This window comes from Bacillus sp. 95MFCvi2.1 (assembly GCF_000374965.1).
Lineage (GTDB): Bacteria > Bacillota > Bacilli > Bacillales > Bacillaceae_G > Bacillus_A > Bacillus_A pseudomycoides.
This window is the reverse complement of the sequence record NZ_KB895709.1, coordinates 1-26,892: the sequence shown is the minus strand read 5'-3', so window position 1 is coordinate 26,892 and position 26,892 is coordinate 1. Positions and strand designations below refer to the sequence as shown.

The following is a 26,892-nucleotide window of genomic DNA, read 5'->3' as shown; positions in this document are numbered from 1 at the left end:
TGCCCTTTCCTTATTATACAGCTTTTTCTTCTTTTTCTTTTGTTACCATAGAATCTTCCCAGCATTCTGTGTTTTCCAAACCTGGAATAGAGCTTGCATGGAAGACTGGATCTTTCCCTTGTTTCTTTTGCTTTACATAGTCTGTCAACGCAGCATATGCAAATCGGCCAAGAAGTGTAATCGCAATTAAGTTTGTGATTACCATTAGACCCATAAATAAGTCTGCCATATTCCATACGACTTGAAGCGTCGCAACAGAACCGAATAACACCATTCCAACTACTGCAGCACGGTAAATCATTAACCATGTTTTACTTTTCTTAATGAATTCGATATTTGTTTCACCATAATAATAGTTTCCTAGAAGTGAACTGAACGCAAATAGGAAAATAATAATCGCTAAGAAGCTACTTGCCCATGGACCAATTTGTGAGCTTAGCGCCTTTTGTGTTAATTCAATTCCTTCTAAATTCGTTGCCTTATATGCTTCAGAGCATAGTACGATAAACGCTGTTGATGTACATACTAAAAATGTATCTACTAAAACTCCAATTGTTTGAATAAATCCTTGTTTAGCTGGATGCGTTACATCTGCTGTCGCAGCCGCATTCGGCGCACTACCCATACCTGCTTCGTTCGCAAATAATCCACGCTGAATACCATACTTCATCGCAGCCCCGATACCGCCACCTACAGCTGAATCTAAACCGAATGCACCTTTAAAGATTTCTGTGAAAACATCTGGTAGTAAATAGAAGTTTTTAATAACAACGAAAACAGCTACTGCTATATAAATAATTGCCATTGGTGGAACAATCATTTCTGACATACGTGCAATACTTTTAACGCCGCCAAAAATAATAACTGCGACTAATGCAGCTAATGCGATCCCTACAACATAACGCTCTAAACCGAATGCATTTTTAAATGCTAGCGTAACTGTATTTGCCTGTACTGAGTTGAAAATTAAACCGTAACTAATTGTAATCAGAATAGAAAACCAAATTCCCATCCAACGTTTATTTAAACCTTTTTCCATATAATAAGCAGGACCACCACGGAAGCCGCTGCCATCTTTTACTTTATAAATCTGTGCAAGTGTACTTTCTACAAAGCTTGAAGATGCCCCGATAATTGCAATTACCCACATCCAAAAGACTGCGCCGGGTCCTCCCATAGAAATAGCTAGTGCCACACCAGCCAAGTTCCCGATCCCAATGCGGGCTGCTGAACTCATACAGAAAGCTTGGAAAGAAGATACGCTGCCCTTTTTACGTGTCTTTCCAGTTAATCCATCACTCATTAATCGTACCATTTCGCCTAGATGGGTAATTTGTACGAATTTCAATTTAATAGAAAAATAAAGCCCTAAGCCTATTAACATTGCGATAAGAATATATGACCAAAGAATCGTATTCGTTGATGAAACGAACTGTTCTAAAATATTCATACGATTAGTCCCTCCCTTTTCTTCTCATAAATTGAATTATATTTAAAAAATATTCAAAAATCAACATTTTTCGACAGATTATCGCTTCCAAATGTTAGGTTTTATAACACAATCGTGTTACTTGTTAAGAAATATGACTTCTTATTTTTAGAAACGCACATACTACTTGAAGAAATATTTTTCATAAACAAAGCGATTGACAAAAACTAACTCTGTAACTATACTAGTTACAACGAGTGGTATCAAACTTGCTTAACTACATCGATTCATTTTTGCACATACATTTTAGGCATTTATTCTATTAAACATTTGGAGGTATATATTATGAAAATCGGAATTATCGGAGCAAACGGAAAAGCTGGAAGTCGTATTATGAAAGAAGCACTTGATCGCGGTCATGAAGTTACTGCAATCGTAAGAAACGCCGCAAAAATCACAGAGAATAATGTAAAAGTTTTAGAAAAAGATGTTTTCGATCTTACTGCTAATGACATACAAGCATTTGACATAATCGTGAATGCGTTTGGCGCTCCTGCTGGAAGTGAACATCTTCACGTAGATGCAGGGAACGTATTAATTGAGGCAATGAAAGGTGCACCTAATACGAAGTTACTTGTTGTCGGAGGCGCTGGAAGTTTATTTGTAGATGAGGCAAAAACAACACGTGTATTTGATACACCAGGTTTCCCTAAAGAATATCTTGCAACAGCTCAAAACCAAGGAAAAAACCTAGAAATTTTACAACAAACAAACGATATCACTTGGACATTCATTAGTCCTTCTGCTCTATTCGCATTAGGAAAACGTACTGGTTCTTACAAAGCTGGTAAAGACCACCTTCTTGTTAACGAAAAAGGCGATAGCTATGTAAGTTACGAAGACTTCGCTGTAGCTGCACTTGATGAAATTGAAAATCCAAAACACGTGAACGAACGCTTTACAGTTGTATCAGAAGCTGAATAATAATAGAAAAAAGCGCTGGCAAACGCCAGCGCTTTTTTATCGTTTATAAGGTTTATTCGGTTTCTGCGGTGCTTCAGTTTTTTTCCAGCTTACCGCTAAATCTGGGCTTGTTTTTTCTTCACTGCGCTCTAATAAAACTACCGCATCTTGAATTTTCGGTGTTCCCTTATGCGCGATACCTTGTAATTTTGTTAAAGTTCCTGATACTTTAAAGCTAAATTCACCAGATGGCGTCTGTTTTGGAATTAAAATACGGAACTTTTCCCCCACATTAAACTGTGTTTTTGTTTCGCCTTTTTCATTCACAAATTTAACTCCTGCAGGCGCACCAGTTGCTTGCACTTGGTACGTTCCACTTTTCGCATTTGTTTGCACCGTATATAAACCTGTTTCGAAGAACTCATCTTTTAATACTGCTTCTTGCTTTTCTGACGGCGTAACACTCATCGTAATTTCTTGTACTTCTTCACTGCTCTTTGCTTTCGCAACAATATCTTTCATTACTTTTTCTACATTTTTATTACGAAAATCTAAATCATTAATATCCACTTGTCCCAGCGCATTCCATACAGCGAGCTGCGTCGCATAATGCGCCTCTCTCCAATCAGAGACACCTAATTCTTGTGGACTCTTCTGTGGATATCCATTTAATAACACGCGGTACACCCCAATATCCACCTTACCTATTTCAGGTAAATCTTGACCGCTTGGTGATTTCAAATCTACATTCAAGCAGAATGCAATTTTCCCATCTGCTGTTTTAATAAGCTCTGTTCGGATTGGTTTCTTTTTTGATTTACTGTAGCTCCAATCCATTTGATACTTTGTATGATCCATGACTTCTGCCGATGCTTTTTGGAGTGGGAATAATAAATTCGCAAATACAAATAAAACACTCAAAAAAGCAACCAATAACTTATACGATTGTTTAATATTCATGTTCACAACCCCTTATAAAATAACAAATTTACTACTGTATAGTATCTAGTTAAAAAGTCTTTTTATACATTACTTTTCCCTTCTTAAGACGCTATAAAAAAACACGCGCAGAGATCATTCTACGCGTGTTTCTATTATCATTTAGTTTTCTTGCAATAATAATTTCGAACGTACTAACGCTCCTCTTACCTTAATCCCAACCCATGCAGCTAATGCAGCTTTTATTACACCTACAATAAGGAATGGCACAAAACCACCCATGAAAGCCGCTTGCCATCCTAGCGATGCCACATACTTTAAGAATACAGTCCCAATTGTTAATGTCACAAACATTCCTAAAACATTTGCCATTAACGAATTCCAAAATGTAAGCTTTGTCTTCTCAGTTAACAAACCAATTAAAAAAGCAGTTGGAATGAAGGCTAATAGGAAGCCGCCTGTAGGACCAAATAAAACGGATAAACCGCCACTAAACCCAGCATAAACAGGAATTCCAGTTGCACCAATTAAAACATATAACAGTACAGATAAAGTGCCATAACGTGAACCTAAAATTGTAGCAGTAAGACCAATCGCTAATGTTTGTCCTGTTATCGGAACGAGCGGCAGGGGAATTGTAACTTGGGCCAAAATACCAATAATAGCAGCAAATAGTGCAGTAACAATTAACATGCGGAAATGATTTGTACGATGATTGTTCATATGTGCCTCCCTAGGAAAATTTCATATTATAAATTTAAGATATCCTATTTCATATACAGAGTAAATATTTGTTTGAATTTTTAGTTTTCTGCAATTAAAAAGAAGAGCACAAATTTTTTTGTGCCCCTCTCTTCTGTTCATTTTAGAAATCAAAGTTATCCGGATCTGGACCAACGCGATGATTCTGATTTAACGCATCAATTTGTTCCATATCTTCTTTTGTTAATTCAAAATTAAATATATCCGCATTTTGGGTAATACGGTGTTCTTTTGTTGATTTCGGAATCGTTACAACTTCATTTTGTAAATCCCAGCGCAAGATAATTTGCGCAGTCGTTTTACCGTATTTATCTGCGATTTCTTGTAATGTTTCGTTATCTAATAACCGCCCTTGCATAAGAGGTGACCAAGCCTCCATTTGAATACCTTGTTCACGACAGAAGTCCCGCAATTCTTTTTGCGTTAAACGTGGATGATATTCTACTTGGTTAATCATCGGTTTCACTTCTGCATCTTCCATTACATCTTTCAAATGATGAATTTGGAAGTTACTCACACCAATTGCACGTACGCGTCCTTCTTTATAAAGCTTTTCTAATGCTCTCCATGTATCTTTATATTTTCCTCCTACCGGCCAATGAACAAGATATAAATCTAAATACTCAAGCCCTAACTTTTGTAGACTTTCTTCATAAGCTGCTAACGTCTCTTCGTATCCTTGATCTTTGTTCCATACTTTTGAAGTGATGAATAAGTCTTCTCTTGAGACACCTGCTTCTTTAATACCTTCACGAATTCCTTCTCCTACCGCTTTTTCATTTGCATAAATCGCCGCTGTATCAATACTGCGATATCCTTGTTTAATCGCCATTTTTACTGCATTAACAAGTTCAGGTCCTTCCTCTACTTTAAATACACCTAAACCAAACCAAGGCATTTCCACACCGTTATGCAACGCTACACGATCTTGTAAATTCTTAATCATATTCTCTTTCTCTCCTATCATCTTTTCATTTGTATAATATGGTTCACTTATAAATATTAACTTTTTACCTGATCTCGTTTTTCTAATCCCATACTCCATGCCGTTAATATGACTGCACCAACTACCATAATCGCGCCGACCCACGCTGTATGAATTAACCCTAATGAATTCGTTACAATGCCACCAAGGTAAGCCCCAAGAGCAATCCCTGCATTAAAGGAGGCAATGTTAATTGCAGATGCAACATCTACAGCGCTCGGAACAAAGCGTTCAGCTAATATCACAACATATACTTGTAATCCCGGAACATTCATAAACGCGAATAATCCCATTAAAATAATCGTGATGAGCCCTGCTACCTTAAACGGCGCCGTAAATGTGAGTACGAATAGCACAATCGCTTGAATGAAAAACATATAGAATAATGCACGAATTGGATTATGGTTCGATAGTTTTCCACCAATCATATTTCCAATCGCAATTGCAATCCCATACACTAACAAAATGATTGTAACTGTACTTGCTTTAAACCCTGTCACCTCTTGTAATAATGGAGACAAGTACGTAAATGTTACAAATGTCCCGCCGTACCCTAATGCGGTAATTACGAAAACAAGTAATAGTCTTCCGTTTGTTATTAATTTAAATTGATCGCGAAATGATACAGACGTACCTTTTTTTAAACTAGATGGAATTAATAAACTGTTTGCGATAAGGGCAACAATTCCAATTGCTACGATAACCATGAACGAAGCTCTCCAGCCAAATTGTTGACCAATAAATGTTCCAATTGGTACACCTGTGATAGTTGCGACTGTTAAGCCTGTGAACATAAAAGCAATTGCACTAGCACGTTTATCTTCTGGTACAAGAGCTGCAGCGATTGTTGAACCTATCGACATAAATACCCCATGCGCAAATGCAGATACAACTCTCGCAACAAGCAGTACACCAAAGCCTGTTGCCACTCCTGCAATACCATTACCAATAATGAAAACAATCATAATCCACATTAATAACGTTTTCCGTGACATACTAGCTGTCAACGACGTTAATATAGGAGCGCCAAATGCTACTCCTAGTGCATATAAAGACACGGTTAAACCTGCTGTTGTAACTGAAACATGTAAATCGTTCGAAATAGATGGCAATAAACCGACGCTAATAAATTCAGTTGTACCAATTCCAAACGCACTAATCGCTAATGCTAATAAAGCAAACACACTTCTTCTATTTGTTTGAACATCTGAAGACGGTACTGTATATGAACTCAATCGAACTCCTCCTTAATATGAGAAATCCAATCATAATAGTATGATAAAAAGGCCCTTTTATCTTCTAATAAACACAGTTTTACTGCTCACAACTGCTATTATGAATGGTTTCATTCTTTTTCGAAAGAACGCACTTTAAAGTGCGATAGGTACCAAAAGGTAACATAGTTACTTTTTGGTACCGTACTACTCATTTACCTCTTACGTATGCTATTATGAAACATGTTCAACATGAAAAACAGTACGTACTTTAAAGTGCTATAGGCACTAAAAAGTAATTTATGATTATATAAAAGTTCATTAAAGGTGGTTGTAATATATGAAGACATATAATATTCCTGTAGAAGCAACCTTAGAAGTAATCGGGGGAAAATGGAAAGTCGTCATCCTTTGTCACTTAACAAAAGGAACAAAACGAACAAGTGAATTAAAGCGTTTAATGCCTGGCATTACGCAAAAGATGCTCACACAGCAATTACGTGAATTAGAAGAAGATGGGGTTATTCAAAGAAAGGTATATAATCAAGTACCACCAAAAGTTGAATACTCTCTTACCGACTACGGTCGGTCCTTAGAAGCGATTCTTGATTCCCTTTGCACTTGGGGGGAGTGCCATCTTGAAAAGAACGGGAATTCGTCCATGCTTATCCCGCAAACAGATCAATCTTAATCAGAAAAAAGGAAAAAATGAACATTCATTTGTTCGTTTTTTCCTTTTTTTCTCTATAATTAAGTATATTTTAGGTAACAGTAAAATAAAATATATGCTTTTTTCCCTTGCTAATACTAAGTTATGGACTCAAAGTCAAATAATTAGGGATCATTTTTATGTTAACCTGGGTGTATATAGTATATAATATAAGATATATATTATATACACTTTCCGATAAAGGAAGTTTCCATTATACGGACAAGCCATGTATCGGACAGTCCATAAATAATAGGTAAGAAATTATGGTTTTGAATTTATGATTGTCTACTACTTGCAATCATAAATTTAAAGGCATTTTATTGCGTTTTGTGAAGCTTTGTATAAAGTTTTGCAAATTTTTGCTAACGCTTACCTGTTACTTGGGAATGTTTTATTCCTAAAAAAATAAGAGTATTGCTATCGTAAAGGAGAATTGGAGATGCCAGAAACTATCACTCAAACAAAGCCTGAACAAGAATCTTTACAAATTTCTGCTAGCCAAGGACAACTTGATGTACTTGATCAATTGTTAAAACCTGAAGTACAAGAGTCATTAACTACACTAGTAGAACAGCTTCCAAAATTAACTGAGCTTGTTAACATTTTAACTAAGTCTTATGACTTCGCTCAAACTGTTGCTACTGACGAAGTATTAAAAAGCGACACTGTTGGCGCAATCCAAGAGATTGTAGAGCCTGTAAAAGATACAGTGAAAAGCATGGCAGCAACTGCTATCGAAGCAAAAGATCGTGCTGAAGAAAGCTCTGAAGTTATCGGTCTTTTCGGTCTGTTAAAATTACTAAAAGATCCACAAGCACAAAAAATGTTCCGTTTTATCAATGCTTATCTTCAAATTAGTGCAGAACGCAATAATAAATAATTTATCTTATAACAACAATTAGTAAAGACGGGAGATATCATACTATGTCAAAACAAATTGTCATCTTAGGCGCTGGTTATGGCGGACTTCTTGCCGCTTTAAATGTACGTAAATATTACAGCAAATCAGAAGCACAAGTTACAGTAATCAACCAATACCCAACACACCAAATCATTACAGAACTACACCGCCTAGCAGCAGGTAACGTTTCTGAACAAGCTATTGCAATGCCACTTACAAAACTTTTCAAAGGCAAAGACATCGATCTTAAAATTGCAACAGTTGAGTCATTCTCAGTAGACAAAAAAGAAATAAAACTAGCTGGTGGCACTACTTTATCTTACGATGCACTTGTAGTTGCTTTAGGAAGTAAAACTGCTTACTTCGGTATTCCAGGACTAGAAGAAAACAGCATGGTATTAAAATCTGCTGCTGATGCAAACAAAATCTACAAACATGTTGAAGATCGTATTCGTGAATACGCAAAAACAAAAAATGAAGCTGATGCTACAATCTTAATCGGTGGTGGCGGATTAACTGGCGTTGAGCTAGTTGGTGAGCTTGCTGACATTATGCCTAAACTTGCAAAAAGCCACGGCGTAAACCCTAAAGAAGTAAAATTACTTCTTGTTGAAGCAGGTCCAAAAATCCTTCCAGTATTACCAGACGATTTAATTGAACGTGCAACTACTAGCTTAGAAGCACGCGGCGTTACATTCTTAACAGGTCTTCCTGTAACAAACGTTGCTGGCAATGAAATTGACTTAAAAGACGGTCAAAAAATCGTTGCAAACACATTCGTTTGGACAGGTGGCGTACAAGGTAACCCATTAATCGGTGAATCAGGTCTTGAAGTAAACCGTGGCCGTGCAACTGTTGATGCATACCTACAATCTACTTCTCACAAAGATGTATTCGTTGCTGGAGACAGCGCTGTTGTCTTCGGTCCAGAAGGTCGTCCATACCCACCAACTGCACAAATCGCTTGGCAAATGGGTGAGTTAATTGGATACAACTTATACGCAGCACTAGAAGGCAAAGCATTCGAAGAGTTCGCACCAGTAAACTCTGGAACACTTGCAAGTCTAGGTCGTAAAGATGCTGTTGCTACAATCGGAGCAAGCTCAACTCCACTTAAAGGCTTACCAGCATCATTAATGAAAGAAGCAAGTAACGTTCGTTACTTATCACATATTAAAGGATTATTCAGCTTAGCTTACTAATCTGATTACTAGCCCGAATCATGATTCGGGCTTTTTTTATTTTTAAAAACCTTTCTTTTTAGATGGGAGAGAGCATCCAACCATGCATAGGAGCGGTCAGGGCCTTTTTCTGCCCCGTGCCATGTTTAAAACAAAAGATACAATGAGCGCAAGGCTCCTTTTTTCTTCGTGCAATGATTTATCTTTCAAAAAACAAAGAAATTTATATAGATTACTATGAGTAACTTTTTATAAATACAAATTGAAGAACCGACATAAAAACTTTCCTTTTTGATGGAAGAGAGCATCCGCCCACTCCTTCTATTCTTCGTAACAACGATTTATATACATTATTTTTATTCGACATGAAAGCAAGATAAACCTCCATAACAATCTTAATATACTGACTTTTTATGACGAAATTGTGTACATAAAAAGAGTAGAAATGAGGATATCTCCTCACTTCTACTCTATAACAAACTTTATTCTCCTAATTTCACCAAGCTGTAATTCTTTTTACCTTTACGGATAATAATAAATCTTCCATCGAATGAATTTTCTACTGTAACATGTGTATTCACATCAGTCACTTTTTCACCGTTCATAGAAATAGCTCCATTATTAATATCTTCTCTGGCTTGACGTCTAGAAGGTTCAATTCCTAAATCAACTAACCACTCAACGATATTTTTTGTTTCTTTTAAAGCATGGAAAGTCGGCATATCTTTAAATCCTTGTTCAATTTCATCCGCAGTTAATGATTTAATATCCCCACTAAATAATGCTTCTGTAATTTTTAGTGCTTGGGACAGTGCATGCTCACCATGAACAAATTTCGTCATTTCTTCTGCTAGCACTTTTTGCGCTTCACGCTTATGTGGCTCCGTTTGAACCTTCATTACTAATTCATCAATTCTATCCTTCGTTAAGAACGTAAAGTATTTCAAGTACTTAACTACATCACGGTCATCCGTATTCACCCAGAACTGGTAGAATTCAAATGGCGTTGTTTTTTCAGGATCTAACCAAACTGCTCCGCCTGCTGATTTACCAAATTTCGTACCGTCTGATTTTAATAATAATGGAATTGTTAATCCAAAAACTTTGGCTTCATGCCCTTCTAATTTACGAATTAAATCTAAACCACTTGTAATATTTCCCCACTGGTCACTACCACCAATTTGTAGTTGTACCCCTTCTTCTTTGTATAAGTGATGGAAATCCATTGCTTGTAATATTTGGTATGTGAATTCCGTAAATGAAATCCCTGTATCTAAACGGCTCGCTACTATATCTTTCGCTAACATACTATTTATACTAAAGTTTTTACCGTAGTCACGTAAAAACTCGATAATATTGATTTGATGCGTCCAGTCGTAGTTATTTACCATTTTCACTTCACTATTGCCGCCAAAATCAAATAGCTTTTGCATTTGTGCTGTTAATGCGTCAACATTATGCCGTACCTGTTCTAACGTCTGCAACTGCCGCTCTGTTTGGCGTCCACTTGGATCCCCAATCGTCCCTGTTGCTCCCCCAATTAAAATCACTGGATGATGCCCAGCTAATTGAAACCGTTTCATCATCATAAACGGAATCAAATGTCCAATATGCATACTGTCACCTGTTGGATCTACACCACAGTACAAGGAAATCTTTTTCTCTTCTACTAATTCACGTAATCCGTCTGCATCTGTTTGTTGATTAATGGCATCGCGCCATTCTAATTCATCAATAATGTTCATGTCTTTCCATCCCCTTTAATATTTAAAATTCCAATTTAAAAAACAAAAAAGCCCCTATGTCTACATTAGACATAGGGACGATTATTAACCGTGTTACCACCCAGATTGCACAAATAGGAACAATTTCACTATCCATACCACTCTTAGCAATAATATCGATTGCCACTCCGCTTAGCATTACCTAAGATACTCCAGAGTGTAATTCACAAGTTTGTTTGTGCTAGGTTCCATCAACCCCTAGCTTTCTCGATAACAGTGACAAACTGCTACTGGGCTCTTTCAACGTATTTAATATGTTAAATTATAGCCAATTATAGTGAATTGAAAACACATTGTCAATTATGCCCAAAAAATATTCACAATTTATTTCTTGTAGCATAAAAAAATAAATATATTACGCCATTTATTCCTTAAACCTTTTACTTTAAATCTTCTCCAATAATCCTTACTTCTCTTTCTAACGTAACACCAAATTTCTCTTTAACTGTCTTTTGAACGAAATGAATTAAATCGATATAATCTTGCGCCGTTCCATTATCAACGTTTACCATGAATCCAGCATGTTTTGTTGAAACTTCCACACCGCCAATTCGCGTTCCTTGTAGTTCAGAGTCTTGAATAAGCTTACCAGCAAAGTTATTAGGCGGACGCTTGAAAACACTACCGCATGAAGGATATTCTAATGGCTGTTTCGATTCTCTTTTATACGTTAAATCATCCATTTTTTCTTTAATCTCTTCATATACACCATTCTCAAGTTCAAATGTAGCTTCAAGTATGATGTAATGATTATTGGCAAATCTACTTTTACGATATCCAAAATCAAAGTCGTCTTTTGAAAGAGTAATTAGCTCTCCCTCTTTTGTCATGACAACCGCTTTTGTTAATACATATGCTACCTCACCACCGTATGCACCTGCATTCATATATAGAGCTCCCCCAACAGATCCCGGTATACCACAAGCAAATTCAAGCCCTGTTAAAGAATGTTCTAATGCTATTCTTGATATATCAATAATCGCTGCACCACTTTGTGCTACAATTGTCTGCTCGTTCACAGTAACATCCGTAATATGAGTCAAACTTAATGTAATTCCACGAATACCACCGTCTTTTATAATGACATTCGAGCCGTTTCCTAAAAACGTAATTGGAATGTTGTGTTTATTTGCATACTGTACAACTTGTTGAATTTCAGTATAGGTAGTAGGCTGTACAAACACATCTGCTTTTCCCCCTACTTTTATATGCGTATGATTCTTTAACATCTCATCTTGTTTTACATGTTCTTCCGGTAATACTGTACGTAAATATTTATATACTTCCTGCATATTCATTCTATGATTCCTCTATTTCTATTAATAATTAATGGCCTATCCTCTCGATAGTTCCAGCATTCTTAAAACTAGTTCTCTTATTCTCTTCCATTTCGCTTACAAATTCATTCACTACACTACATGTAATGCCATGCTGAAAATAAGTAGATAATCGGCCACCACATAGATTACCTAAATAGTTTAGTAAGATAGCTTCCGTCTCTATCTTATCAAAAAATCGAGAAGAAAACTTTACCTTCAAAAATTTTCCGGTATAATCAAGTTTAAGATAGAAAAATTTAAAATCTAATCTCTTCCTTTACAAAACTCTATTATATCGCATGTCAATGCGAAAAAATATGTTTAAAGATGGAACTTTTCAAACTGATAAAAATGTCTATATTTTGTCATATCAAAAATAGACATTACAAAACTGTAAGGCTCTTGTAATATAAAAGGATGCCTCCTTATATGTTAAGGGCATCCTTTTTTCGATTATTTTAATTGAATTTTGACTGGCGATAATGGTTTTTCAGGATGATATGGTGACATCTCCACTTCTAATACATAATTCTTTAAACTAAAATTCTTCACACCATATTCGCCATCTAGCTGAAACGTTGCCTGGAATTGTAACTTCTCCTTATTCAATACCTTCACATCACTGCCCTTTACAACATGACCAATTGGTGCAAATTCCTTATCTACATATGAAGAATCCATTAAATTCATAACTTCCCCACAATTTATCAATTCATCCATAGATTTATGTTTTGTATCGGCATTTTGAAGTGTATACTGTACGATTAATCGCTGTTTTTTATGTTGAATTTTATTCACGACAATCTTTAAATCACTACGAGTGCTTTGTATTTCAAATGGTGTCTTTTGATTTAAAGCCTGAATAGACGGCTTTTCAGATAATCTCACATTCGGATGTAGCGTAATAAATTCCGCTCCCTCTGGAATTTTCCCGAAAATAGATCGTTCATCAGATTCTATCTGATTTCCAACCTTTTCTCTTCCAAATTCAATACCCGACGTTTTAAAATCAATTTCATTCCCCTTATCATCAGTTACCTTTCCAATTCTTGCTAAATCATTTTCTCCGGCAAGTGGATACATTGCTTTATAGTCGATAGCAACGGATCCCTTTCCCACTGTAATCTTTTCAAAGTTAAATGTATGTTCTTTATCTTCACTACTTACGGATTGCTGCGGGTTAATCATTTTATTTTCTAGTTGCTTTACTGGAATATCAAATTTCCAAATCCCTTTTGTGTCTCCGATAGACGTAATGGTAATTGGTAATGTAGTATTTTGGGGAAGCTCTTTTTCTGGATAATTAATATGAATATTTCCGAACCAACCGTCTTTTGTTATTTTGCCATCAAATGAAGCTGCCCTCCCCCACTTTTGGCTTCCATCAACAAGTTTAAAGTTATAATAAAAACCACTACCAGGATTATTTTTTATCACTACTTGATCTGGATTATCTACTTTAAACGTAACGCCAATTCTACCACCATCATAATAAACACTATTCATTGTTACGCTAATCCCATTGCTCACCGCCCGCTGATTTAACTCTGTTACAAGCTTACTTGCCGACAGATTTTGACCAATTGTATCATGAAAATGCGAATAAATTTTCCCGATAATCGGAACTTCCGCCAAGACACGGCTCATTTGTGGAAACACAAATCCAGAGCCTAATACACCTATACAGATTGAAGCGGCAGTTAACAAAGCGATTCTTCTTTTCTTATATGTTCTTTTAACAGGTTTTTCCGCCTTCGCTCTAGCAATCCCTTTTTGTATAGTCAAATTTAATTCTTTTTTTGGAACATCAATTTTATTTACCTCGTCATTAAACCACTGCTTATCCAATTCTCTTCACTCCCCCCTAATAAATTTTTTAACGCTTTTCTTGCCCGGTGCAAATATGTCTTTACTGTTCCCTCTGGTATATTCATTTGCCAGGCAATTTTATTGATTGAAAGATCATGATAATAATATAAAATGATTACTGTTTGATAATTTTCATCCAATTTTTGAATTGCTTCTTGTAAGTCGATATTTTGTTCAATTTGATGTAATTTATTTGGCATCTCGCCATATGTATCCGCTTCTCTTCCGTCCTCTATCTTCTTCACTTTTTTCTTTTCACTTAATAGCTGATAGGCATTATGTATAAGAATACGTGTCAACCATGTCAAAAAATAGTTCGGTTTCTTTAATTGCTCTATGGATAAATACGCTTTATAAACCGTTTCTTGTACAATATCTAGTGCATCTTCTTTATTCTGTACATACAGATAAGCAGTCCGATACAATTGATCTTGATATAAACTAATAAGCTGTTCGAAAGCTGCTTCGTCACCTTTTCTTGCCTTTTTGACTAACTTTATTTCATCCATCGTATCCCCTCCTTTCATTTATTAGATAGATAGAAGGGCAGTTTGGTTTCAAAAATTTATTTTTGTTCCATACAAAAGAGCACATCCAATCGAATGTGCTCTTTTTACACTTAATTATTTATCGTTTTCTTCTTTTTCCCTATCAAACCATAATAATTCATCATCATCAACATCACCATTATAGTTGATCAGAATTTCTTCTCCTGCTTTTATATCCTTGTAAGCAAAGAATTTAAACGTGTGATTCTCAAAAACGATCTCATACGTCGCATTCGGCGTATAAGAATGATTAAATAACATACCGTAACCTAAAAGAATTGCCGTATGATTCACTCCATACTCAAATGCGTAATCAGCAAGTAATGTTTTCTCTATAAACTCATGCTGTTCATTCGGATAAGAGATAACGGGTGCTTCGTGTAGAAGTTCGCCCTTTTTTATATCACGCTTTGCGAATACTCCTCTATTAAATTCTCCATCGCTAAGTGCGGAAGTCTTGATTTCAATCATATTCTTCACCTATACATTTCTTTCTCTGAAGTATTTTGTCCCGCATTAACGGGCAGTAAGACCCCACTAATGGAAGTTTCACTTTATCTCCTTAAGCTTGGCAGATAATGAGAAGAAAAGCAATTGGTTTTATTTTTCCTTTTTATATAAATGGGAGCTAATATTCCATTAATCCCTAGATCATATATAATTAAATGATAAAAAGTGACTAAAGCCACTTTTTATTTCCATTCATTATCTCGATCTTCTACCTTCTCAGATAAACGCTTTTTTTGTATTATAGCGTGATCTATATACTCCTCTGAGAATTCCGTAGCATATCTCTTATGGTAAGATACTCCTCGTAACTGGTCATCTTCATGTAGAACCAATCTCTTCATATAGATATGAAAAAGTATTTCTACTACACCAATAAGAAGAGCCGACCAAAATGAAGCTGCTGTAATGCCACGAGGCACATTAACATTTGTAAGAAAATAAGTTAATACCCAAATTCCTAAAAAACTTAATCCAAAGTCAACAATTGTAGCAACCGTATTTCCATACTTAGGCAAAATAAACAAGTCTCCAATTAGATAGGCTACTCCTGTAATTACTAACGAAATAAACAAAACCCTAGGAATAGAAACACCTTGAAAAATACTTAATATCATGAGTAACACAGCACTAATTGCAGTATATTTGATTAATAAAGCAACAATATGTTTCATTCGTGCTCCTCCATTTTCCAGCTTTCATTTAGAAATAAAATTTTCATTTTTATACCTTATATTAGATTGTGTTCGTACTGTAAAAACATACAGGAAATTATAAACAAAAAAAATGTTGGCGGAAGGTCACTCACTATTCCACCAACATTTTTTCATTTATCTCATACTATGTCATGCAATAAAGTGAAACTTTAATCAGTGGGGGTTTTCTCCACCCTCCACTGATTATTAGCCCTCACCAATCGGGCTTTTGCGGACAGTTCATCTCCCACCTAACTTCTTTGCTTTCACTGAATTTTGAAGTGGGAGTGTTACTGTCCGTTAATGCGGGATAAAGAATCTCACTTCTAAGTCCCTTCCGTACCATAGTCCTCAATAGTTAACTTTACGCTATATTTGATTGGAACCTTACTAAATGTTTTATCCCAATCTTTTTCGACCTTTTTCCATACTTTTGGATACTCAATTTTTAATCTGTTACCGAAGCCAGCGACATCGACCTGATATTCCTTTTGAATCTTTTTTAATGTCCGCTTCACCAATCGATTCACTTCTTGTTCCGCAGATTTTTCTACACTTCTTAGAAATTTATTTTCAAAAGGTTCTCCTGAAGCGACCCAGTTTTCAGATAGCCGTCCCTCTGATTGGATGTTCACATCAAAAGAGATGTTATTTCCTTTAACGTGGGGTTGGATTTTACTTTTCATAGATTTCACTTCATACAGGATGGGCTTTCCTGTCTTTTCATCAAAACTTTTCACCAAACCGCTTTTCCCTTTCCCAGTTATCCATGTTAAGCCTTCTAACTCATTTTCATTCAAAAAACCGCGCAGCTTTTTTGTCTTTCCTTTGATTACGGCAGCCCCCGCAAATTTCACTTCTCCATTTATCGAAATCACATTTGGCAAAAGAAAACTAGCCCCTGAATGGATCTTTCCTGGTAATTTAGCAAGCGGCACGGGAGGTAAAATCCGTGATGATCTATATTGATTATCCCCAATTCCAATCAAAAGGAACGCTGGAATTTCTCCTGCTTCCCTCGATTTCAATGTCTCACTAGCTCGCCCCTTACTAATTAACACGAGGCAACTTGGTCTCATCTCATTATCACGGATGTAAATATCCAGTAACTGCTTCAAACTATACATTCGTGCAAGACTTTCACTAACAACAATCACTTTCGTGTGATGGAAGATTATAGGACGCTGCCTTCTTAATGCGACTTCACGAATCGATTGGTGAAGAGAATCTCCGGTTTCAGAAATATTCGTGTAGGCTTTTTGTTGTCCCCCTCCACCCTTTCCTTTACCTGATAATTCTGGTTTAACAAACTGATAGGTCGATGTTATAAGATTCCTTTTTCGATAACCTCCTCCATGTTCTTCTATCTCTTTCTCAACTTTCGTCTCCTTCCCTTTATCAAATGCCAGCCCTACCGCGAACCCCTGCTCTTCAATTTCACGACTGCTCCAACACCCTGTAAGAGCCAACAGCAAAAGAACTGATGATAAAGCCAAAAGAAGTCGTACATTATTCACACTTCGGTTCATTCTTTCTCTTCCTCCATCTTGAAATTACAAGGAGAAGCAGTGGTAGGATACCAAATAATATCATCGCCGCATTACCAATCACATCCCCCAATTTAAATAGATCATTAATGTTTTTCGGAATTTGAGAAACGATATAAATAACCGGGAGTAACCCATACAAAAAGGAATGAATATTTTTATTAAAGAGCTGTGCCAGTCCCAAAGCAGCAGCATAATAGCAAATTGTATAAGTTGCGAAGATTTGCATAATCCATATCACAAGTAATAAAGACTCAAATCGCTCAAATATCAAACCAGGGAGTTCAAAACTTCGCATAAGATCGATCGTAGGCCATGTTCTCATTAATACCCCATCGACAGAAAACGTTCCTATAACCATCACAACTGTAATGACATAAAAAATTAAGGGAATAGCAGTTCCGATTAGAACGACTTTTACAGCTTGGCGTGGTTGTTTCATAAATGCCAAAAGGAGCAACATGATTTCGCCACCTGAATATGCAAGCGTTGTTGTTTTTAAGCCTTTTAGTACTGGGATAATCCCTAACCCTAATACAGGACGAAGATTGTCTATCTCAAATATTCCAATGCTCATAAAGGAAGTAAGCAAGAAAATAAAGACTGTAATTGGAAATATAATTTCAAATAAACGTGCTATCGAGTTTATTCCGCCTAGGTTTAAATAGAGACTCACCCACATAAATGGCATGATAATAGCCCATCCAGGTGTTCCTTCCAGTAAAAAGAAACTTGTTATTCCTTCCAGCGTTTTGACTTCAAATGAAGAAAGCATAAAAAAGTAACCTACAATAAATAGACTAAGTATCGCTCCTACCCATTTCCCTACAATTTCTTGATTATATTGATAAAATGTTTTTCCAGGAAATTGTTGACTTAATTTGACCATGATTATCCCTGCAACCATCGCAATTAATCCGCCTAAAATAACAGTTATCCAAACATCTGGTGTGTTTACTTTCTCAGCAGCTGTTCTGGGCAAGGTGAGAATTCCTACTGCGAGTATATAATTGATAAGAATGACAGCCGCTTGCGAAGTCGGAATTCGATCTTTAGAGTTGGTAATCATCCCTCTTCACTTCCTTTTCGTATCGAATCTTTCATATTCATCATTTTTGGACGACGTTTCATCATCTGAAGTGGCATGCGAATCATGAAATCTTTCCAATCGCTTAAATGATAAACAACAGCTGGACTGGCATATGGTACGCCGAAACTCTTCAATCTCGCTATATGACTGCATAGAACGAGAAAAAACAGAATGACTCCGTATAGTCCAAATATGGCAGCGCAAAACATAGCTACAAAGCGAAGGATCCGTAGTGGAATTGCTGTACTATAATGAGGGAGCGCAAAGGAAGAAATAGCAGTGGCCGCTACTACAATTACCATAATTGGACTAATAATTCCCGCTTCTACGGCAGCCTGTCCAATGATTAATCCACCGACAATTCCCATCGCTGAACCAATCGGCTTAGGCAGGCGTAGCCCTGCTTCCCGCAAAATCTCGATGGCGATTTCCATAAATAATGCTTCTATAATTGCAGGAAACGGAACTCCTTCCCGTCCCCCAAGAATTGAAATAGCCAACTTGGTCGGAATTAATCCAGGATGAAATGAGATAAAGGAAATGTACAAAGCAGGTGCAAAAAGAGAAATAATAGCTGCTCCAAAACGCAATAAACGGATAAACGTGCCTGGAATCCAACGTTCATAATAATCTTCGGGCGATTGCATCAGCATGCTAAATGTAACTGGAACAATCAGGGCAAAAGGTGTTCCATCCAATAAAATCGCAACACGCCCTTCCATCAACGCTGCGATGACGCGATCAGGGCGCTCCGTACTCTGTGCTTGTGGAAACGGGCTGAGGTAATTATCTTCGATGAGCTGCTCCACATATCCTGATTCTGGCACATTATCAATATTGATTTTCTGAATTCTTTTCTTAACCTCTTCTACCAATTCCGAATCAGCAATCTCTTTCATATAGGCAATAACCAACTCTTTTTTTGCCCGCTCTCCTACATGAAATTTTGTTAATGACAATCCCTCGTTTTCGCCATGTAGCCGTAAAAGAGCGGTATTATCAGACAAAACTTCTGTGAAACCTACCCGTGGACCTCTAACTGATCCCTCTGATATCGGCTCTTCAACATTGCGTGTTTTTCCTTTTTTTGTACCAAGAATTAATACACCTGCTAATCCATCAACTAAAAGTGCCGTTGAACCTATCAACACTTTTGCCATCAACTCTTTTATAGAATAGACTTCTTCTACCTCACTAATAGAAAGGACGCGATTCTTAATAAACTCTTTTGAAATGGTACCTTCCACATAAGATGGTGCACTCTTATATTCTTCATAAAAATTAAACATCAATGACTTCAAAATATGCATATTAATGAGATCCTTATCCGACAGTCCTTCCACAAAAACAAGCGCCGCTCGAATATTTGTCCCCCCTATGTTAAACTCTCGAAAGTGGGCATCCGAGTTATAACTAACTTCTTTTTTTACAAGCTCTAGATCCAAGGTAAAATCGCCTGTAAAATAATCTGTTACGTTTTGAAAAGGCTTATCCTGATATGTATCGGTTTGTTGCCTCATCTTTGATTCCTTCTCTTTCATCCTCATCACTCTTTCTCTAATGTACGGATCCAACTAAAAACTCTTGAGGTCACATAAGGAACGAAAAATACTATAAAAGTTTGCACAAACACTTTCCAATCTGGAAGATAAGAAACAAGCATTTTCCACATTTTAATCACCCAATATCCGCAGTTGACACTGCGATTTCTCACCCTAATTGGAATTTCTTAAGCATTATTATGTCTGATGTACGGAAATTTAATCCATTCAAAGCTTTATCATTACTTTCTTGTTGATATTAGCCTTCTACTATCAAAAACTTATAATTGGATGTATGATTAGACAAAAAAGCCCATCTTTTTATAAAGATTGAGCCTTCTTTGTTTATTACTAACGATGAAGCATACCCTTTGGCAATCAAAAAAGAAGCATAACCCTAAGTTATACTTCCTTTTATACATCTAAAACGGTACATCAATTGAATTAATTAAGTTTCCCTTTTTTGAACATCGAAATGATAGCCACAAACAATATTGCAATAATATCACTAAAAACAAATAAATAACTTAATGGAATTAAGAAGAAAGGCTCCACCAAAGTACCGTCTGGTTCCACTCTTGAGCCAATCATACTATAGATAACTAAGCATAAAGTGAAACTTTAATCAGTGGAGGTTTTCTCCATCCCCCACTGATTATTAGCCCTCACCAATCGGGCTTTTACGTACAGTTCATCTCCCACCTAACTTCTTTGCTTTCGCTGAATTTTGAGATGGGAGTGTTACTGTCCGTTAATGCGGGATAAATATTTGTTTTTCATCATACATTAAAACTTATGATTTCATTTCTAAATATTGATGCTGGAAAATACACATTCTGATTGCATTATGGTAGTTACCATCAACAAAAAATTCATCTTGTAACTCGCCTTCAATCGTAAAACCGACTTTTTTGTAAATATGCGTAGCTTTTTCATTTTCTTTATCCACTACTAAATAAAGTTTGTGCATATTTAAAACTGAAAAGGCGTAATTCATCGCTAAACGGGTTGCGCACGCTGCATAACCATACCCTTGATACTTTGGATCAATGATAATTTGAAATTCTGTTCTTCGATGAATGTAATCAATCTCCACTAATTCAACTAATCCAATCATATTATTATCTTTTTCTACTATAAATCGACGTTCACTTTGATCATGAATGTGCTTATCATATAGATCCTGCAACTCCACAAAAGCTTCATAAGGTTCTTCAAACCAATAAGACATAATATGTGCATTGTTGTTAAGTTCATGAACAAATTTCAAGTCTTCTCGTTCTAATGGGCGCAGTTTAGGTTCTTGACTCATTTTTTCAATCTCCATTCTTCATTTCATTTCTCAACAGTTTTCACTTCAAAACGCTCCCTTACAACTCTCTACTCACATTCTAATCCTTCAAGTAACTTGAAGGTCAAGGAGGAAGTAAACATACATTTTGTCTCTTTTCATCACTAGAATGAAAAAAGTAGTGCGAACCAATACCTTGGTCTGCACTACTTTTTAGTATGCTTTATGTAATTCATGCAAAAGTGGTTTCATATACGATATAGCTTTGCATCAAAATCATATTTAATGTTTCTTCAAATCCCTCATATTAGATATATATAAAGCAATCACTAAAATGAGAATAGATCCTGCATATAATAATGTTTCAAATGGCTCTTCATGAGAAACAATAATTAATCGAATTAGAGCTGTAATTCCTATGTAAATAAAATAACGTAATGGAAAATGATAATTCGATTTAAAATATTTAATAATCAATGCAATAAATTCAAAGTATAAAAAGTAAACAATAATACTTTCAACTAATTTATAGGATGTGTATTTCTTTGCGGAAAATATGTATTGTATAAATGTAATTGTTTCATTAATTAAAAAGATAGATAGAACAATGGATAATATGATTAAAGCTGTATTTAATATCCATTGTAAAACACTGGCAATAAAGTCATCGACATTAAATGATCGCATTTTCTAGCACTCCTCTACGTATATGTCATGCTCATATATTATAGCAAAATTATCCTGCTATATAAATTGCAGAAGCGTTAAATCGTAGTTTCTTCCTCGTATAAGCAAGTCTTATCGTATGAATTAATTTTATTTAATATTCATAAATTATCAATTGATAATCATCACTCCTAAAATAAGTACATAATCCTGTAAAGCATACTTATATGCACATTGAGAAATACCATTGAAATTAAATTCACATACCTTGCATTACAAGTTAATTTTATGTTACCTTTATTACAACACTTGCATTGCAAGGTATCCTCACAATTATATACCTTGTATTACAAGATATATATAAAGATATACGAACAGGAGGGCTAAAATGGCTGACTCAACGCAAATGCTAAAAGGAATTTTGGATGGTTGTATTTTAGCCATTATTCAAGAAGGTGAAATATACGGTTACGAATTAACAGAGAAATTACATAGCTATGGTTTTCACTCTTTTAGTGAGGGCACGATCTATCCATTACTATTACGTATGCAAAAAGAAGGATTGGTTACGAGCGTATTAAGGGAATCAACTGCTGGCCCTAAGCGGAAGTACTATCAGCTATCAGAATTAGGGGAGAAAGAATTAAACAACTTCAAAGAGCGCTGGACTGATTTAAAGCTATCTGTTGAAAAAGTGATTAATAAAGGGGGCGAATAGAATGTTATCAACAAAGTCTGAACAATTTTTAATTGAACTCAGAATGTACTTACTGCAACGCGGAAAAAAAGATGAAGATATAAATGCAATAGTAGACGAACTAGAAGTTCATTTAACAGAAGCTGAACAAAGAGGCCAGAATGTTGATCATATTATTGGAAAAAGTCGTAAACAGCACATGAAGAATATTGGGAAAGAACTACCTGTAGACAAGGAAGGATTGCTCGTCATCATTCCTGCAGCGATTTTAGTTATCGTTGCTTCTATGTGCTTTGCTCCAGCAGTAAGAGGGCAGTTCAAAATTTCACAAAACATATTGTTATTTGGATCATTACCTTTATTCTTGGCCCTTGCTATATTTGCATTTACGCTATTTAAAGGACTTCCAAAAGTATACCCATCTAGAAAAAACACAATTTTTCTTTTAATAGTAGCTCATCTTATTACCATCGGCGGATGGGTTGCTTTTTATTTTTGGTTAGATGGACGACTTGATACAGATTACTTTGTAGCGACTACTATGCAAAACTATATCATCACTAGTATATGTGTCCTTATTTTTATTCTTTTTGCATCATATACAAAATCATGGTTAATAATTGGGGCAGCATTCACGATGGGCATTGGTCCACTTTTAGAGCACGTTATTCCACCTGAAATTAATAAAGATCCCATGTATATTACACTAACGATTATCATTAGTATCGTCATAGGTATTTTGCTAGTAATCTATTTCTACAAGAAGGCGAAAACCACTTCCAATACTTAGGAAGTGGTTTTCTTTCTATTCCACTGATTATTCCTCCTCACTAATCGGGCTTTTATGGGCGATTGATCTCTCACCTAACTTCTTTGCTTTCGCTGAATTTTGAGGTGGGAGTGTTACTGTCCGTTAATGCGGGATAAATTTAAACAAGATACTTTTAAATATTCTACTTTCATTCCTAAACATTTACGTTATACTAAAATAATATATAAATATACGAAGGAGAAAGCGGTATGGATATGAAAGAAAAACAAACAATGATGGAGAGTATCCCTCAACAAGGTTTTTTTGGTCACCCTAAAGGTTTATTCACTTTATTTTTCACCGAGTTTTGGGAAAGATTTTCTTATTATGGAATGAGAGCTATTTTACTTTACTATATGTATTATTCCATCGCAAAAGGTGGATTAGGACTTGATCAAGCTACTGCCACTTCAATCATGGCAATTTACGGCTCTCTATTATACATGTCCAGTGTTATCGGCGGCTGGGTCTCTGATCGTTTACTCGGTTCAAGCAAAACGGTCTTTTGGGGTGGAGTTTTAATTATGATTGGCCACCTTATTCTAGCATTGCCGGGTAGTATCATTACTTTATTTATTTCCATGGTATTTTTAATACTTGGGACAGGATTATTAAAACCAAATATCTCTAACATTGTCGGAAATTTATATCATGAATCAGACACACGCCGAGACTCTGGTTTTAGTATTTTTTATATGGGTATTAATTTAGGTGCTCTTGTAGCTCCTTTAGTTGTCGGTACATTAGGACAACAATATAACTTCCATCTTGGTTTCGGAGTCGCAGCAATTGGTATGGTAATAGGTTTAATACTATTTGTTTTTACGAAAAAAAAGACTCTTGGAGTAGCTGGCACTCAAGTGCCAAACCCTTTAACAGATATTGAAAGAAAAAAAACTATTAAACACTTTAGCATCAGTATCATTGTAATCATACTTTTATGTGCTATTACAATACCAACGGGTATATTAACGATTAATCGTTTTACTTTTTTAATTAGTATCTTAGGAATTATTATTCCTACTTGTTACTTTATTTATATGTATCGTAGTCCAAAAACCACTAAAGTTGAACGTTCTCGCCTGCTTGCTTATATACCCCTATTTATTTCAGCTGCGATATTTTGGGCGATACAAGAACAAGGTGCAATTATTTTAGCAACATATGCAGATCAACGAACTCAGTTACAATTCGCTGGATTTAAAATACAACCTGCATGGTTCCAATCATTAAGTCCTATATTTATAGTAATACTAGCACCAATATTCGCGTGGATTTGGGTAAAACTGAATACAAAACAACCTTCCACTCCTAAAAAATTCGCTATTGGATTACTTTTTGCCGGATTGTCATTTTTAATCATGATGATCCCTGCCTTTATTAACGGTACAGAATCTCTAGCAAGCCCTATATGGCTAGTTCTTAGCTTTTTGTTAATCGTAATTGGGGAAGTTTGTTTATCGCCTGCTGGATTATCAATAACAACAAAATTAGCTCCAGCTGCTTTTTCAGCGCAAACAATCAGTTTATGGTTTCTATCTACCGCATCTGCACAAGCCATAAATGCACAAGTTGTAAAACTGTATAATCCCGCAACAGAAATCATTTACTTTGGAGTAATTGGAGCTATATCCATTATTGTAAGTATCACTTTATTTATGCTATCAACAAAAATTCAAAGCTTTATGAAAGGACTTCAGTAAAGAGTCACTCGAATCGTTCAACGATATAAGTTATTTCAATTCAATATCTATTTCATAAAAAATAAAGAAGCTGGTACTATACCAACTTCTTTATTTTTTATAAATGGAATTATTTTTTATGCCATTGTCACTTTTTGATTCTTTTACATAAAAACATTACACACTCAACAATCGTATTCTCTATCCACTTCATTTCTCAGAACAATCACTTTACTACAAACAAAAAGAACCATAAGTTTGCCGTTCCGGCAAACTTATGGTTCATATCACACAAAATAAAAAAACCACCAAATATGTATTGGTGGAGACGGTGGGAGTCGAACCCACGTCCAAAGATATTGGCACTTAAGCTTCTACGAGTGTAGTCGATATATTGGCATTTCGCAAACTCTTCGGCCTATCGACAGGCTTCCAAGTTGCTAGTCTGATTGTTCTCTTCCTTCGTCCTCAGACGGCGAACTCCGGCGTAGTCCACTTAGTTTGAGTCCCTTACCCTACCACATGGACGATGGAGGGAGGAACCGCTAAGCTGTATTAAGCAGCTAAAGCGAAGTTGTTTTGTTGTTTGCCAGTTATTGGCTTTGACGTTTTAACGAGGCCGATCCCCTCGACTCGCAACTTAAGCTCAAACTACCCCTGTCGAATCCGTAACGTCCCCATATAAGAATGGAGCATACGAAGTATATTCGTGATAGCTACTTAATGAGCTGTTTTTCAATGTTCAACTGGCCTTACAAAAATTATTATATCATACGTTCAACATTTTACAAATGTAAATTTTTGTATTACATCTTTTGACGATCACGGAATGCACGTGCGATTTCGCGTTTCGCTTCCTTCTCTTTTAAATCATGACGCTTATCATATTGTTTCTTCCCTCGTGCTACACCAAGTGCCATTTTCGCAAAGCCATTTTTTAAATAGATTTTAACTGGAACAAGCGTATAACCTGTTTCTTTTGAATAGCCAATTAGCTTGTCGATTTCTTTCTTATGAAGAAGTAATTTTCTTGTACGAAGCGGCTCGTGATTGAAACGATTCCCTTGCTCATATGGACTAATATGCATATTATACACCCAAACTTCACCATTATGTATACGTGCGAAAGCATCTTTTAAGTTTACGCGTCCGGCGCGAATAGACTTAATTTCCGTTCCTTGAAGGACAAGCCCTGCTTCGTATGTTTCGTCGATGAAATAATCATGAAATACTTTTTTATTTTGTGCAATAACCTTACCACTACCTTTTGGCATTTTATGTCCCTCCTCTATTTGTACCATTTTAACAAAAATTACGAAAAATTGGAAGTGCTCGCTCAGAATGTTCGGCTCTGATCGGCTAAGGTTCTTTCGCATAGAGGATGCTTTTTATCTTCTTTTGCAGAAGGTTCTTAAACACGAAGAGCTTGCCGCCTTAACTAGATACCACCAGAAAAGAAGTGGCTTCGCTCAGTATATAAGCAAAGCCCTCCTTCTTGAAGTGACCCCTGTCAAGTAGACTGTATTCAAAAAGCACAACTAAGTAACCTGAGTTCTATATTTATATGGACTCAGGTTATTTAATTTCTTTTGAAATCTTTGGTGATTATAAAAGTGTATATATTTGCGCACGGCAAATTTAACCTCATCAGCTTTACGGAAAGAGTATAAATGAAAACACTCTGACTTAAAGTGGCTGAAGAAGTTTTCTATACAAGCATTGTCCCAACAGTTTCCCTTCCGAGACATACTAGCCTTCA

At 35.9% G+C, this 26,892-nt stretch carries 25 protein-coding genes, 1 other RNA gene, 1 pseudogene and 1 other annotated feature; of the genes and pseudogenes, 7 read left to right on the top strand and 20 right to left on the bottom strand.

Annotated elements, in window-relative coordinates:
• Nucleotides 1-13: 13 nt before the first annotated feature.
• Nucleotides 14-1,450 (bottom strand): alanine/glycine:cation symporter family protein, encoded by a 1,437-nt coding sequence (locus C568_RS0122180; protein ID WP_018782743.1) that lies wholly within the window; start codon nucleotides 1,448-1,450, stop codon nucleotides 14-16.
• Nucleotides 1,451-1,774: 324 nt separating this feature from the next.
• On the opposite strand from C568_RS0122180, the gene C568_RS0122175 reads away from it, so the two are divergent.
• Nucleotides 1,775-2,413 (top strand): NAD(P)-dependent oxidoreductase, encoded by a 639-nt coding sequence (locus tag C568_RS0122175; RefSeq protein WP_006096457.1) that lies wholly within the window; start codon nucleotides 1,775-1,777, stop codon nucleotides 2,411-2,413.
• 36 nt (nucleotides 2,414-2,449) lie between these two features.
• On the opposite strand, the gene C568_RS0122170 is transcribed toward C568_RS0122175, so the two are convergent.
• From C568_RS0122170 to C568_RS0122155, 4 genes are all read right to left on the bottom strand, one after another.
• Entirely contained in the window at nucleotides 2,450-3,352 is a 903-nt protein-coding gene (locus C568_RS0122170) for a thioester domain-containing protein (protein WP_003202008.1), read from the bottom strand.
• Between the two features lie 141 nt (nucleotides 3,353-3,493).
• On the bottom strand, nucleotides 3,494-4,054 hold the full coding sequence (locus C568_RS0122165) for a biotin transporter BioY (RefSeq protein WP_003209123.1): 561 nt from the start codon (nucleotides 4,052-4,054) through the stop codon (nucleotides 3,494-3,496).
• Nucleotides 4,055-4,196: 142 nt separating this feature from the next.
• Nucleotides 4,197-5,039 carry an aldo/keto reductase gene (locus tag C568_RS0122160; protein ID WP_018782742.1) on the bottom strand — a complete coding sequence of 281 codons (843 nt, stop codon included), beginning with the start codon at nucleotides 5,037-5,039 and terminating at the stop codon, nucleotides 4,197-4,199.
• 56 nt (nucleotides 5,040-5,095) lie between these two features.
• Nucleotides 5,096-6,313, bottom strand: coding sequence for an MFS transporter (locus C568_RS0122155; RefSeq protein ID WP_018765070.1), 1,218 nt, complete (start codon nucleotides 6,311-6,313; stop codon nucleotides 5,096-5,098).
• A 319-nt stretch (nucleotides 6,314-6,632) separates the two neighbouring features.
• Here C568_RS0122155 and C568_RS0122150 point away from each other — a divergent pair, with 319 nt between their 5' ends.
• From C568_RS0122150 to C568_RS0122140, 3 genes are all read left to right on the top strand, one after another.
• On the top strand, nucleotides 6,633-6,983 hold the full coding sequence (locus tag C568_RS0122150; RefSeq protein WP_003202000.1) for a winged helix-turn-helix transcriptional regulator: 351 nt from the start codon (nucleotides 6,633-6,635) through the stop codon (nucleotides 6,981-6,983).
• 460 nt (nucleotides 6,984-7,443) lie between these two features.
• The gene (locus C568_RS0122145; RefSeq protein ID WP_003201998.1) at nucleotides 7,444-7,884 is read left to right on the top strand and encodes a DUF1641 domain-containing protein; all 441 of its coding nucleotides are present in this window, start codon (nucleotides 7,444-7,446) and stop codon (nucleotides 7,882-7,884) included.
• A gap of 44 nt (nucleotides 7,885-7,928) precedes the next feature.
• Nucleotides 7,929-9,107, top strand: coding sequence for an NAD(P)/FAD-dependent oxidoreductase (locus C568_RS0122140; RefSeq protein ID WP_018782741.1), 1,179 nt, complete (start codon nucleotides 7,929-7,931; stop codon nucleotides 9,105-9,107).
• Nucleotides 9,108-9,568: 461 nt separating this feature from the next.
• Here C568_RS0122140 and tyrS read toward each other — a convergent pair whose 3' ends face one another.
• The 12 genes and pseudogenes from tyrS to psiE form a co-directional block, all read right to left on the bottom strand.
• Nucleotides 9,569-10,831 (bottom strand): tyrosine--tRNA ligase, encoded by a 1,263-nt coding sequence (gene tyrS / locus C568_RS0122135; protein WP_018782740.1) that lies wholly within the window; start codon nucleotides 10,829-10,831, stop codon nucleotides 9,569-9,571.
• A gap of 70 nt (nucleotides 10,832-10,901) precedes the next feature.
• Nucleotides 10,902-11,123: a binding site (T-box leader), on the bottom strand.
• 127 nt (nucleotides 11,124-11,250) lie between these two features.
• Nucleotides 11,251-12,168, bottom strand: a complete 918-nt coding sequence (gene murB, locus C568_RS0122125; protein WP_006096450.1) for a UDP-N-acetylmuramate dehydrogenase — start codon at nucleotides 12,166-12,168, stop codon at nucleotides 11,251-11,253.
• Nucleotides 12,169-12,642: 474 nt separating this feature from the next.
• Nucleotides 12,643-14,037 carry a DUF4179 domain-containing protein gene (locus tag C568_RS0122120; protein WP_018782738.1) on the bottom strand — a complete coding sequence of 465 codons (1,395 nt, stop codon included), beginning with the start codon at nucleotides 14,035-14,037 and terminating at the stop codon, nucleotides 12,643-12,645.
• Nucleotides 14,007-14,567, bottom strand: coding sequence for a sigma-70 family RNA polymerase sigma factor (locus C568_RS0122115; RefSeq protein WP_018782737.1), 561 nt, complete (start codon nucleotides 14,565-14,567; stop codon nucleotides 14,007-14,009). Before C568_RS0122115 ends, C568_RS0122120 begins: the two co-directional genes overlap by 31 nt.
• A 114-nt stretch (nucleotides 14,568-14,681) precedes the next feature.
• Entirely contained in the window at nucleotides 14,682-15,077 is a 396-nt protein-coding gene (locus C568_RS0122110; RefSeq protein ID WP_003201985.1) for an SET domain-containing protein, read from the bottom strand.
• 221 nt (nucleotides 15,078-15,298) lie between these two features.
• Nucleotides 15,299-15,787, bottom strand: coding sequence for a YndM family protein (locus tag C568_RS0122105; protein WP_003201983.1), 489 nt, complete (start codon nucleotides 15,785-15,787; stop codon nucleotides 15,299-15,301).
• A 347-nt stretch (nucleotides 15,788-16,134) separates the two neighbouring features.
• Nucleotides 16,135-17,337 (bottom strand): Ger(x)C family spore germination protein, encoded by a 1,203-nt coding sequence (locus C568_RS0122100; RefSeq protein WP_018765078.1) that lies wholly within the window; start codon nucleotides 17,335-17,337, stop codon nucleotides 16,135-16,137.
• On the bottom strand, nucleotides 17,318-18,424 hold the full coding sequence (locus C568_RS0122095) for a spore germination protein (protein WP_018782736.1): 1,107 nt from the start codon (nucleotides 18,422-18,424) through the stop codon (nucleotides 17,318-17,320). Before C568_RS0122095 ends, C568_RS0122100 begins: the two co-directional genes overlap by 20 nt.
• Nucleotides 18,421-19,965 (bottom strand): spore germination protein, encoded by a 1,545-nt coding sequence (locus tag C568_RS0122090; RefSeq protein WP_414629868.1) that lies wholly within the window; start codon nucleotides 19,963-19,965, stop codon nucleotides 18,421-18,423. The genes C568_RS0122095 and C568_RS0122090 overlap by 4 nt, the downstream gene beginning before the upstream one ends.
• A 465-nt stretch (nucleotides 19,966-20,430) precedes the next feature.
• Nucleotides 20,431-20,598 (bottom strand): annotated as a pseudogene (locus tag C568_RS33450) (DUF3955 domain-containing protein); the annotation flags it as partial.
• Nucleotides 20,599-20,779: 181 nt separating this feature from the next.
• Nucleotides 20,780-21,298: a spermidine N1-acetyltransferase gene (gene speG, locus C568_RS0122080; protein WP_016112470.1), complete on the bottom strand. Its 519-nt coding sequence runs from the start codon at nucleotides 21,296-21,298 to the stop codon at nucleotides 20,780-20,782.
• A gap of 261 nt (nucleotides 21,299-21,559) precedes the next feature.
• Nucleotides 21,560-21,964 (bottom strand): phosphate-starvation-inducible protein PsiE, encoded by a 405-nt coding sequence (gene psiE, locus C568_RS0122075; RefSeq protein WP_003201971.1) that lies wholly within the window; start codon nucleotides 21,962-21,964, stop codon nucleotides 21,560-21,562.
• Nucleotides 21,965-22,331: 367 nt separating this feature from the next.
• Between psiE and C568_RS0122070 the strand changes: the two genes are divergently transcribed.
• From C568_RS0122070 to C568_RS0122055, 3 genes are all read left to right on the top strand, one after another.
• Nucleotides 22,332-22,661 carry a PadR family transcriptional regulator gene (locus C568_RS0122070; protein WP_003201969.1) on the top strand — a complete coding sequence of 110 codons (330 nt, stop codon included), beginning with the start codon at nucleotides 22,332-22,334 and terminating at the stop codon, nucleotides 22,659-22,661.
• 1 nt (nucleotide 22,662) lies between these two features.
• Nucleotides 22,663-23,430, top strand: coding sequence for an NADH dehydrogenase (locus C568_RS0122065; protein ID WP_018782734.1), 768 nt, complete (start codon nucleotides 22,663-22,665; stop codon nucleotides 23,428-23,430).
• A gap of 230 nt (nucleotides 23,431-23,660) precedes the next feature.
• Nucleotides 23,661-25,154, top strand: a complete 1,494-nt coding sequence (locus C568_RS0122055; RefSeq protein WP_018782732.1) for a peptide MFS transporter — start codon at nucleotides 23,661-23,663, stop codon at nucleotides 25,152-25,154.
• 299 nt (nucleotides 25,155-25,453) lie between these two features.
• Here C568_RS0122055 and ssrA read toward each other — a convergent pair.
• From ssrA to C568_RS36540, 3 genes are all read right to left on the bottom strand, one after another.
• Nucleotides 25,454-25,812: a transfer-messenger RNA gene (gene ssrA, locus C568_RS33445) on the bottom strand.
• Nucleotides 25,813-25,939: 127 nt separating this feature from the next.
• Nucleotides 25,940-26,407, bottom strand: coding sequence for an SsrA-binding protein SmpB (smpB, locus tag C568_RS0122050; RefSeq protein WP_001123909.1), 468 nt, complete (start codon nucleotides 26,405-26,407; stop codon nucleotides 25,940-25,942).
• Between the two features lie 264 nt (nucleotides 26,408-26,671).
• Nucleotides 26,672-26,881 (bottom strand): IS3 family transposase, encoded by a 210-nt coding sequence (locus C568_RS36540; protein ID WP_081623636.1) that lies wholly within the window; start codon nucleotides 26,879-26,881, stop codon nucleotides 26,672-26,674.
• Between the last annotated feature and the right edge of the window lie 11 nt (nucleotides 26,882-26,892).

Bases quoted from the DNA above. Each gene is read 5' to 3' on its own strand.
- C568_RS0122180 (WP_018782743.1), bottom strand. From the start codon at position 1,450: ATGAATATTTTAGAACAGTTCGTTTCATCAACGAATACGATTCTTTGG.
- C568_RS0122175 (WP_006096457.1), top strand. From the start codon at position 1,775: ATGAAAATCGGAATTATCGGAGCAAACGGAAAAGCTGGAAGTCGTATT.
- C568_RS0122170 (WP_003202008.1), bottom strand. From the start codon at position 3,352: ATGAATATTAAACAATCGTATAAGTTATTGGTTGCTTTTTTGAGTGTT.
- C568_RS0122165 (WP_003209123.1), bottom strand. From the start codon at position 4,054: ATGAACAATCATCGTACAAATCATTTCCGCATGTTAATTGTTACTGCA.
- C568_RS0122160 (WP_018782742.1), bottom strand. From the start codon at position 5,039: ATGATTAAGAATTTACAAGATCGTGTAGCGTTGCATAACGGTGTGGAA.
- C568_RS0122150 (WP_003202000.1), top strand. From the start codon at position 6,633: ATGAAGACATATAATATTCCTGTAGAAGCAACCTTAGAAGTAATCGGG.
- C568_RS0122145 (WP_003201998.1), top strand. From the start codon at position 7,444: ATGCCAGAAACTATCACTCAAACAAAGCCTGAACAAGAATCTTTACAA.
- C568_RS0122140 (WP_018782741.1), top strand. From the start codon at position 7,929: ATGTCAAAACAAATTGTCATCTTAGGCGCTGGTTATGGCGGACTTCTT.
- tyrS (WP_018782740.1), bottom strand. From the start codon at position 10,831: ATGAACATTATTGATGAATTAGAATGGCGCGATGCCATTAATCAACAA.
- murB (WP_006096450.1), bottom strand. From the start codon at position 12,168: ATGAATATGCAGGAAGTATATAAATATTTACGTACAGTATTACCGGAA.
- C568_RS0122115 (WP_018782737.1), bottom strand. From the start codon at position 14,567: ATGGATGAAATAAAGTTAGTCAAAAAGGCAAGAAAAGGTGACGAAGCA.
- C568_RS0122110 (WP_003201985.1), bottom strand. From the start codon at position 15,077: ATGATTGAAATCAAGACTTCCGCACTTAGCGATGGAGAATTTAATAGA.
- C568_RS0122105 (WP_003201983.1), bottom strand. From the start codon at position 15,787: ATGAAACATATTGTTGCTTTATTAATCAAATATACTGCAATTAGTGCT.
- C568_RS0122100 (WP_018765078.1), bottom strand. From the start codon at position 17,337: ATGAACCGAAGTGTGAATAATGTACGACTTCTTTTGGCTTTATCATCA.
- C568_RS0122095 (WP_018782736.1), bottom strand. From the start codon at position 18,424: ATGATTACCAACTCTAAAGATCGAATTCCGACTTCGCAAGCGGCTGTC.
- C568_RS0122090 (WP_414629868.1), bottom strand. From the start codon at position 19,965: ATGAGGCAACAAACCGATACATATCAGGATAAGCCTTTTCAAAACGTA.
- speG (WP_016112470.1), bottom strand. From the start codon at position 21,298: ATGAGTCAAGAACCTAAACTGCGCCCATTAGAACGAGAAGACTTGAAA.
- psiE (WP_003201971.1), bottom strand. From the start codon at position 21,964: ATGCGATCATTTAATGTCGATGACTTTATTGCCAGTGTTTTACAATGG.
- C568_RS0122070 (WP_003201969.1), top strand. From the start codon at position 22,332: ATGGCTGACTCAACGCAAATGCTAAAAGGAATTTTGGATGGTTGTATT.
- C568_RS0122065 (WP_018782734.1), top strand. From the start codon at position 22,663: ATGTTATCAACAAAGTCTGAACAATTTTTAATTGAACTCAGAATGTAC.
- C568_RS0122055 (WP_018782732.1), top strand. From the start codon at position 23,661: ATGGATATGAAAGAAAAACAAACAATGATGGAGAGTATCCCTCAACAA.
- smpB (WP_001123909.1), bottom strand. From the start codon at position 26,407: ATGCCAAAAGGTAGTGGTAAGGTTATTGCACAAAATAAAAAAGTATTT.
- C568_RS36540 (WP_081623636.1), bottom strand. From the start codon at position 26,881: ATGTCTCGGAAGGGAAACTGTTGGGACAATGCTTGTATAGAAAACTTC.